This is a genomic window from Pseudomonadota bacterium, assembly GCA_023229365.1.
Classification (GTDB): Bacteria; Myxococcota_A; Polyangia; order JAAYKL01; family JAAYKL01; genus JALNZK01.
Window position 1 is genome coordinate 43,812 of the sequence record JALNZK010000025.1, and the last position, 9,090, is coordinate 52,901.

At 70.8% G+C, this 9,090-nt stretch carries 8 protein-coding genes; 3 read left to right on the forward strand and 5 right to left on the reverse strand.

The genetic code is table 11. The features are described from left to right. Window positions 1-84 precede the first annotated feature (84 nt). On the forward strand, window positions 85-1,020 hold the full coding sequence (locus tag M0R80_13115; GenBank protein ID MCK9460572.1) for a hypothetical protein: 936 nt from the start codon (window positions 85-87) through the stop codon (window positions 1,018-1,020). A gap of 6 nt (window positions 1,021-1,026) precedes the next feature. Here the strand turns inward: M0R80_13115 and M0R80_13120 are convergent, their stop codons facing one another. Continuing rightward, window positions 1,027-2,220 (reverse strand): mechanosensitive ion channel family protein, encoded by a 1,194-nt coding sequence (locus M0R80_13120; GenBank protein ID MCK9460573.1) that lies wholly within the window; start codon window positions 2,218-2,220, stop codon window positions 1,027-1,029. A 123-nt stretch (window positions 2,221-2,343) separates the two neighbouring features. Here M0R80_13120 and M0R80_13125 point away from each other — a divergent pair, with 123 nt between their 5' ends. Then, on the forward strand, window positions 2,344-3,282 hold the full coding sequence (locus tag M0R80_13125; protein MCK9460574.1) for a hypothetical protein: 939 nt from the start codon (window positions 2,344-2,346) through the stop codon (window positions 3,280-3,282). Window positions 3,283-3,292: 10 nt separating this feature from the next. Continuing rightward, complete coding sequence (locus M0R80_13130) at window positions 3,293-5,596, forward strand: hypothetical protein (protein MCK9460575.1); 2,304 nt, start codon at window positions 3,293-3,295, stop codon at window positions 5,594-5,596. Window position 5,597: 1 nt separating this feature from the next. On the opposite strand, the gene M0R80_13135 is transcribed toward M0R80_13130, so the two are convergent. Genes M0R80_13135 through glmU form a run of 4 tightly spaced genes read right to left on the reverse strand, consistent with a single transcriptional unit; the run spans window position 5,598 to window position 8,668 of the window. Further along, on the reverse strand, window positions 5,598-6,185 hold the full coding sequence (locus tag M0R80_13135; GenBank protein ID MCK9460576.1) for an IMPACT family protein: 588 nt from the start codon (window positions 6,183-6,185) through the stop codon (window positions 5,598-5,600). Further along, window positions 6,182-6,802, reverse strand: a complete 621-nt coding sequence (locus M0R80_13140) for a CDP-alcohol phosphatidyltransferase family protein (GenBank protein ID MCK9460577.1) — start codon at window positions 6,800-6,802, stop codon at window positions 6,182-6,184. Before M0R80_13140 ends, M0R80_13135 begins: the two co-directional genes overlap by 4 nt. 4 nt (window positions 6,803-6,806) lie before the next feature. Further along, window positions 6,807-7,253 carry a hypothetical protein gene (locus tag M0R80_13145; protein ID MCK9460578.1) on the reverse strand — a complete coding sequence of 149 codons (447 nt, stop codon included), beginning with the start codon at window positions 7,251-7,253 and terminating at the stop codon, window positions 6,807-6,809. Then, window positions 7,250-8,668, reverse strand: coding sequence for a bifunctional UDP-N-acetylglucosamine diphosphorylase/glucosamine-1-phosphate N-acetyltransferase GlmU (gene glmU / locus M0R80_13150; GenBank protein ID MCK9460579.1), 1,419 nt, complete (start codon window positions 8,666-8,668; stop codon window positions 7,250-7,252). Before glmU ends, M0R80_13145 begins: the two co-directional genes overlap by 4 nt. Window positions 8,669-9,090: the final 422 nt, after the last annotated feature.

A 9,090-nucleotide genomic window follows, 5' to 3' on the forward strand; every position in this document is an offset into this window, starting at 1 on the left:
GAGGTAAAATTGCCCTCGAGGTGTTGTGATCGGGACGCCGAACAACGTTCCGGCGAGGATCGCCGGCGACTACGGAGGTCGAGAATGGGACGCTTCACCGAGGTTCTGTCCATGGCGACGGCGCTCGCCCTCGCCGCGTCGGCGGGATGCGCGAGCGGCACGATGGACCAGCCCAGCGAAACCGACTCGGATTCGGATTCGGACTCGGACTCGGATTCGGATTCAGACACGGACACGGATTCGGACTCAGACACGGACACGGATTCGGACACGGACACAGATTCGGATTCGGACACGGATTCGGACACGGATTCGGATTCAGACTCGGATACCGACACCGATACAGATACCGATACCGATACCGATAGCTACGACGTGCTGCTGCTCAGCCCGGACTACACGAACACGGACACGGACGTTTCCTTCATCACGGGGATCTTCGCGGGCTACACCGACGTGACGGCGACCTGGTGGGACACGGGGACCGCGGCGCCGACCGGCTCCGACCTCCTGCCTTACGATGTCGTCGTGATCGGCAACCGCACCCCGTGGAGCCTCAGTGCGGCGTCCGCCGCCGCCGTGGGCAACGCGCTCGCCGACTACGTCGACGCCGGAGGCAAGGTGGTCGAGACCAACTTCGTCCACGACTACTACGTCAGCACCTACACCTGGTACCTCGAGGGGCGCTACATGACCGACGGCTACGGGCCGTTCACCGCGTCGACGACGGACGACTCGGCCGCGCAGACCGCGACGATCATCGACTCGGGACACCCGCTCATGTCCTTTGTGTCGTCGCTGACGGAGACGACGACCTCGTCGCTCATCATCAATCCCGGCCTGGCCACGGGGGCCGACCTGATCGCGACCTGGTCGCCGTCCGGGTGGAACGCCGTCGCCGCCTCGGCCGACGGGGCGATCGTGGGGCTCAACATGTGCGTCTTCAGCGCCTCCGAGACCGGCGGCGACATCGACGTGCTCCTGCACAACGCGATCGTCTGGCTCGTCGACGGCGCCTAGATCCGCCTACCTCGCCGCGAGCTTCTCGAGATCCGCCCCCGACGGGAGCTGGAACACGCGCAGATCGAACTCCGGCGCCTTCGCGACGATGTGATCGACGAGATCGGCCTGGACCGCCTCGTACGACGCCCACTTGGGATCGGCGGCGAAGCAGTAGAGCTCGAGCGGCAGGCCGTTCGGCCCGGGATCGAGCTCGCGCACGATGAGCGTCATCTCCCGGTTCACGCGGGGGTGGGCGCGCAGGAACGCCTCGACGTACGCGCGGAACACGCCCACGTTCGTGATCGGGCGGTTCTGGGCCACCGCCGCGCGCTTCAGCTCGGCCATGCCCTCCGCGAGGATCGGCTCCTTGGCGTAGCGATCGATCATCTCGGACGTGCAGAAGCGGACGCTCGCGAGGTCGAGGTGCACCGCGCGCTTGATCCGCCGGGCGCCGGCCCGCGCCATGCCGCGCCAGTTCTTGAAGGAGTCGGACACGAGCGCGTACGACGGCACCGTCGTGATCGTCATGTCCCAGTTCCGGACCTTCACGGTGTGCAGCGTGAGGTCGACGACCTCGCCGTCCGCGCCGTACTTCGGCATCTCGATCCAGTCGCCGATGGCGACCATGTCGTTGACCGTGAGCTGGACGCCGGCCACGAACCCCAGGAGCGAGTCCTTGAAGACGATCAGCAGCACCGCGGTCATGGCGCCGAGCCCGGACAGGACGATCCACGGCGAGCGATCGAGGATCACGGCGAGCGCGAGCACGCCGATGAACAGGATGAGCAGGATCTTGACGATCTCGACGAGCCCCTTGATCGGCCGCTGCTTGGACACGGGGTAGGTGGCGTAGATGTCCACGGCGGCGTCGAGGAACGAGAGCGACGCGAGCAGGCCGATCGCCATGAAGTAGACGATCGCCGCGCGCTCGAGGACGCGGTCCGCGGGCGGCAGGAGCGGGGCGCACGCGAACAGCACGAACGCCGGTCCGAGGTGCGAGAGCCGGACGAACAGGCGGCGGCGCAGGAGCGCGTCGTCCCACTGCGTCTCCGTGCGGCGGATGACGAACGCCAGGATCCGCCCGATCACGCCGCGGCCGAACCAGTACGTGAGAAGGGAGAGCAGGACCAGGGCGACCGCGACCCCGACCCACGCGAGCGCCGTGCACGGCCAGCCGTGGACGCCGCAGCCATCGATCCAACGCTCCAGGAAATGCACGGGTCTCTCCACTCCTCACCCTTTGCGCCGTTTGTATCCCAGCCTTGCCGTCCGCGCCAGATCCCGGCCGCCGCCCCACAATCCGGTTCCTTTTTTCGCCGCGTCTGAGATCATCCCCCGAGAATGCGACGGACGCAGCTCATCATCGCGCTCGTGACGATCGCGGCCGCCGCCGCGGTGCTCGCGCCCGCGCTCGCCGAGCGGGCCGAGGAACGCAGCGCGGTGCCGAAGGGAAAGGATCGCGGCGCGCCGGGCAGCTGGCCCGGGATCGCGGACGGCGCCGGGAAGAAGCCGGAGGGCACCGTCATCGCGCTCCACGGCGATCTCGCGATCGCGGACGCGCTCCGCTCGACGCCGCTCGGGACGGCCGACGCGGCGATCGGTGCGCGCGACGGCGTCCTCGGGCTCGTCTCCGAAAGCGGCGTGCCGTCGGTTGCCGCGGCCGAGGACGCGCCCGGCCCTCGGCTCGTGCTCGAGGCGCCGGCCGGCGAGGGCACGCTCCGGATCGCGGTCTTCGCGACGTCCGCGGCCGCCCCGGATCTCTCCTCGCTCGCCGAGGCGGTGGAGGCGTTCGACGCGGCCGAACCCGAGGCGCTCACCGTGGTGTACGCGTCGGCGTCGGATCCGGGCGGCGAGCGGGCGAAGGCGCGCGCCGGGGCGTCGCGCAAGCTCCGGCGGTCCGGGGCCGAGATCGTGGCGTGGCACGGCGTCGACGAGGTGGGCGCGTTCTCCCACCACGAGCGGCGCTGGATCTTCTACGGGCTCGGCTCCGCGAAAGGAGCTGCGAGCCTCGTGCTCAGGCTCGTCGTCGGCGCGGACGAAAGGGGCGCGCCGCGCGCGGAGCTGCGCGCGTATCCTCTGCCGATCGACGGCGCGGGCGGCGGGAAGCCGGGCCGGCCGCGGGCGGCGTCGGCGCGTGACTTCGGCGCCGCGTACAATCGCCTGATCGTCGACAGCTGGGCGCCCGAGGAGCACCTGCTGAAGCGGCGGATCGGCTTCGGCTTCGACGACGTCGGCCGGCACTTCCACCTCGGGACCGTCGCGATCGGCGGCCGGCCGTGAGGGGCGCACCGTGACCTGGGCGCGCAGCCTCAAGATCGCCTTCGCGGCCGCTATCGTGCTCGTCGCCGAGACGACGCTCTTCCACGCGCTCCTCTACGTCCGCGACTTCTTCGCCGCGACCGCCGTGATCGGCCACGCCGTGATCGGCGTCGCGCTCGGCGCCCTCGTCGCGAGCCGCGTGCGCTGCCGCGAGTCGATCCTCTTCGCGTCGTGCTGCGGCGGCACGGCGCTCGGGATCTGGCTCGCCGCTTTCGCCGTCGCGCGCTACCCGGCGCTGCCGCTCGTCGCCGCGGCCACGGCGCTCTGCGTCGCGTTCCCGATGGCGTACGTCGCGACGATGTTCCGGGATCACCCCGGCCCGCGGGTCTACCTCTCCGACATGGCCGGCGCCGCCTTTGGGGCCGTCGCCACGGCGGGGCTGTACGAGATCCTCGGCACCGAGTCGATCGCGCTCGCCCTCGCCGTCGTGGTGCCGCTCGTCGGGGCGGTGTCGCTGGCCCCAGCGCGGGACGCCGGCAGGGGGTTGCGGATCGGCGGCGCCGCAGCGGGCGTGCTCCTCGCCGCGGCGGGCGCGACGGCGCTCGTCTTGCACCTCCAGACCGACGCCCTCAACCTGTTCCGGATCTTCGACCGGGAGTCGCCGTTCGCCGAGGACAAGATGCTGCAGAAGGCCTCGCCCGAGAAGCTCATCCGGAGCTACGACAGCCTCGTCGGCCGGATCGACGTCGTCCGCGTGCCGCCCCCGCGGCACAACGACCTGAGCTACAACGGGTACTCGGCGGACCACTTCAAGCGCGAGAAGAACAGGACCTGGGCGGATCTCAAGGCGGGGCAGCGGCGCTGGCCGTCCACCGATCAGCGCGTGTTCTACGGCCACGCGAAGGAGCCGTCGTTCTACATCATCGGCTCCGCGGGCCGCGGCATCCTCCACACGGTCAAGAAGCTCACCCCGGCGGACAGGATCGTGCCGGTCGAGATCGATCCGTCGGTCGTCGAGCTGATGACCCGGGACTTCTTCGAGGAGAGCGGCCGGGCGTACGGCGGGCTCACCCCCGTCGTCGGGAACGCGCTGTCGCTCCTGCGCGGGCTCGAGCGCGACTTCGACTCCATCACGCTGATGAACACGCACCCGTCGCGCACGATAGGCTTCCGCACCGGGCCCGACTCCCTGCACACCCTGGAGAGCTACCGCCTGTACCTCGACAGGCTCTCGAAGCGCGGCGTCCTCAACATCGAGGAGCGCCCGTTCTCGCGCTCAGGCATGCTCGCCACCTACCGCGAGCTCCACACGCTGTGGCACGCCGTCGCCGAGCGAGGGAGCGCCGATCCCTCGCGGCACTTCTTCATCTGGGACTGGGACGCCGCCTCCTTCCCGAAGGTCGATCTCCGCTACGGGAAGCAGCCCGGCGTCTACCGGGACGCGGAGTCCTACTTCATCGCCATGATCGTCTCGAAGCGCCCGCTCGTGGGCGCGACGCTCGACCGCGCGCTCGCCTGGTACGTGAGGGGCGCCGGCGTGTGCCGCCCGCTCTACCTGAAGGGGATCTTCGAGGACGGCGAGGTCGCCGACGTCTTCCGCATGATCGAGAAGGACGACTTCTCGGCGCTCGCGCCGGAGGGCTTCGATCCGCGACTCGCGACCAGCGACTCGCCGTTCGTGTCGATGTCGACGCGGCACGCGCCAGAGGTGAGCGGGCTCGTCCGCTTCTCCGCCGTGGTGTTCGCCGCGATCGCGCTCCTCGTCGGCGCCATCCTGCTCCGGCGCGCGAGGCGGCGGCGGGCGCTCGGGCTCGTCGCGTTCAACGCGCTGACCGGCTTCGGCTACTTCTTCGTGGAGGTGATGCTGATGCAGGTCTACCAGAGCGTGTACGTCTCGCCGTCGTGGGCGTTCGTGCTCACGCTCGGCGCGCTGCTCCTGGGCTCGGGCGTAGGCGGCTTCCTCTGCCTCAGGATCCGGCCGCTCGCCGCCGTCGTCCTGCTCGCGGCGCTCGCGCTCGTCGCGGTGCGGGCGCCCGCCTTCGCGCTCGCGTGGAACGTGCCGCACACCGTGACGATGATCGCCGGGGTCGTGCTGATCGCGGCGACCGGCTTCGCGCTCGGGGTCTTCTTCCCGCGCGGGCTCGCGGTCGCCGAAGCGTGGGGGCTGAAGGCCGAAGCGCCGCTCTGCTTCGCGCTCAACGCGGCCGCCGGCGCGTTCGCGGTCGCGATCGCCCTGTGGACGGGCGTCGTCTTCGGCTACTCGGCGACGCTCGCCGCCGCGATCGTGTGCTACGGCGCGGCAACGTGGATGCTCGACGCGTGGAGCCATCCCTGAATCAGGGCTCGCGGTCCGCTAACGTCGCGCGGCCCCGGGTCGCGTCGCCGAGCGCCGCCCGGAGCTCCTCGAAGCGCGCCGCCCCGATCTCGACGTCGAGCTCGAGCCCGCCCTCGCCGTAGCGCTCGGCGCCCCGCGCGGCGCCCAGCCGCTCGAGCACCACGTATACGGCGCCCACGGCGTCGAACGGCGCGCGGACGAGCACCGCGACGGTCGGGAGCACCTCGAGCTTCGGGGCGGTGCGCAGGCAGGCGGCCGCACAGCCGCCGTACGCCCGCGCGAGCCCACCCGCGCCGAGCTTCACCCCGCCGAAGAAGCGCGCGACGACCACGACGACGTGATCGAGCCCCTGGGCGTCGATCGCCGCGAGGATCGGCCGGCCCGCCGTGCCGCCGGGCTCGCCGTCGTCCGAGGACCTGTAGACGTCGCCGACACGGTACGCCCAGCAGTTGTGGCTCGCCTCGGGATCGCGCGTCGCGGTGACGAACGCCGCCGCCGCCTCGGCCGTGTCCGCGCGCGACGCCGCGGCGATGAAGCGGCTGCGCTTGACCTCCCGCTCCTCCCGCTGCGGCGACGCGAGGGTGATCATCTGGGCTCGGCGCGGTGCTCCGCGTAGAAGCGCGAGAACGCCCGGAGGTAGTGCCAGCCCGAGATGAGGCTCAAGGCGAAGCCGACCATGAACGACCCGATCGCCACGCTGATGAGGACGCGGCCTGGCGTGACGCCGCACAGGGCGCAGCTGTCCGGCAAGACGCCGGGCCGGATCAGGATCGCGCCGAGGAAGAAGATGAAGAACGCGTACTGGAAGAGGCTCGACTTCGCCTTGCCGAGGGTCGAGGACGGCAGGCTGCCGCCGCGGCTCGCGACGTACGTGCGCATCGTCGTGACCGTGAACTCGCGGAACAGGTAGATCACGAGCCAGCCCACCCAGAGCTCGTCGAGCAGCACGGCCAGGATGAAGCAGCACGACTCGAAGATGAGATCACCGAGCTGGTCGATGAGCGCGCCGAGATCCGTCACCTGGTTCAGGCGCCGCGCGACGATGCCGTCGAACAGGTCCGTGATCCCCGCGGCGGTGCCGACCGCGAGGCACACGACCGGCATGTCGAGCGTGAGCCAGAAGAAGAGGAGCGACGGCGCGGCCACGAGCCGGAAGAGCGACATGCCGTTCGGAATCGTCAGGAGGTCGTGGGAAAAGCCCTTCATCGCGTCACTCCAGGCACTTCTCGGGTCCCTCGGCCGCCGCCTCCGCCGGGGGATCGCACGCGCGCGCGCCGAGCACCGGATCGGTTTCGGCATCCGGCCGCAGATCGCTGACGTACACCGCCGCGAGCACCTGCACCCGCATCGGCGCGAGCCCGGGGTTCTCCTCCCGGCGCTCCTCCGAGACGTAGGCGACCTGGCCGCCGAGCGCGCACACCGCCTCCTCGAGCCACCCGCGGCACGGCGCGAGCCTGTAGTCCTCGCAGCTCTCGATCGTGACGAGCCCCACGTCCCTGTACGGCCGGCCCGGGAGCTCCCCGCGATCGAGCACCTCGACCGCGCACTTCGCCTCGCGCGCCGGGAGCGTCGGCCCGATGCGCGTCACCGACACGGGCGCGCAGGCGGCGAACGAGAGCGCGAGCGCGGCCGCGGCGATCCTCGAGGGCGACATCATCCCTCGGCCTCCTTCTTCTTCTTCTTGGCGAGGAGCGCCCGCCGGAGCACCGGCGCGAGCCGCTCCTTGTTCTCCTGGCGCCCCCGCGCGATCGCGAGGGCGTCCGGCGGGACGTCCCTCGTGATCGTCGAGCCGGACGCGACGTACGCCCCCTTGCCCACGCGGACCGGCGCCACGAGCTGGCTGTCCGAGCCGATGAACACGTCGTCCTCGAGCACGGTGCGGTGCTTCTGGAAGCCGTCGTAGTTGCAGAAGATCGTCCCGGCGCCGACGTTCACGCCCGCGCCGATGTCGCCGTCGCCGAGGTACGCGAGGTGGTTCGCCTTGGAGCCGGGCCCGAGGCGCGTGTTCTTCACCTCGACGAAGTTGCCGACGTGGACGCGCGCGTCGAGCGCCGCGCCGGGGCGCAGCCGCGCGAACGGCCCGACGACGGCGCCCGGCCCGACAGAGGCCCCCTCGAGCACCGAGTACGCCTGGATCGCCGCGCCCGCCGCGATCTTCGAGTCGACGATGACGGAGCCCGTCCCGATGCGGCAGCCGTCGCCGATCTCCGTCGCGCCGCGCAGCTCGACGCCCGCGCCGAGCTCCACGTCGGTCCCCACGCGGACGTCGAGATCGACCTGGACCGTGCCCGGCCGCCGGATCGTGGCGCCGCCGCGCATGAGCGCGAGCGTGCGCCGCGCGAGGACGATCGCCTCCACCCGCGCGAGGTCCACGCGATCGTTGACGCCGCAGACCTCGTCCGGCGGGGCGGCCACGACCGCCGTCCCCTTGCCCTTCGCCGCGAGCGCGACGAGATCCGTGAGGTAGAGCTCGCCCTGATCGTTGTCGGCCGAGAGCTTCTTCACGCCGCGCCGCAGGAACGCCGCGTCGATGGCGTAGATCCCGGAGTTGACCTCCGGGATCCGCTTCTCGGCGCGCGAGCAGTCCCGGTCCTCGCGGATCGCGATCGCGGCGCCCTTCTCGTCGCGGATCACGCGGCCGTACCCCGCGGGGTCGGCCGGCTCGAACTCGATGAACGCGATCCCGCCCCCTCTGCGCTCGTACGCCTTGAAGAGCGCCGCGACCGACGCCCGCTCGAGGAGCGGCACGTCGCCGGAGAGGACGAGCACCGGCCCCTCGTGACCCTTGAGCTCGGGGAGCGCCCGCATCACCGCGTGCCCGGTGCCGCGCTGCTCCTGCTGAACTGCGAACCGCACGTCGCCGCCGCCGGGGAGCGCCCGCACCGCGGCCTCGACCTCCGCGCGCCCGTGGCCGACGACGACCACGACGCGGCGGGCGCCGAGCGACCGCGCGAGGGCGATGGGGAAGGCGACGAGCGGCCTGCCCGCGACGCGGTGGAGCACCTTGGGCAGCGCCGACTTCATGCGCTTGCCCTGCCCCGCCGCCAGGATCACGACCGCCGCGTTCTTCATGAGGACCTCCGCGCACACGGTACCGCGGCGGATAATACACGACTTCCGAATGCCCGGCACCACCGACCACAAACACCAAGCGCCAATGTAAGCCCGCAAACGCCGCACTCCATGACGCGGCACAGAGGCATTGGCGTTCTCAACCTGGTTTGGCGGGAAATCGAGGTTCTAGAAAATAGGCACGCCTTCTTGCGGCTTCATCCTGCTTGGCAGCGAGGTCGGATTGCCTCGGTCCGGACGCACCGGCGCATAAGCCGGATAAGCGCACTTTCGTTCCAGCAAGTTGACATAACATCCGATCTGCGACAAAACTCCTACGCCTTCTGGACTATATCACAGCTCGGAGAACCCGCGCACTAACGTGTTCGCGTGCCGCGATCCGCGATTTTTCGCTCGCAGCGTAGACGTCGCCGTCGCCCATC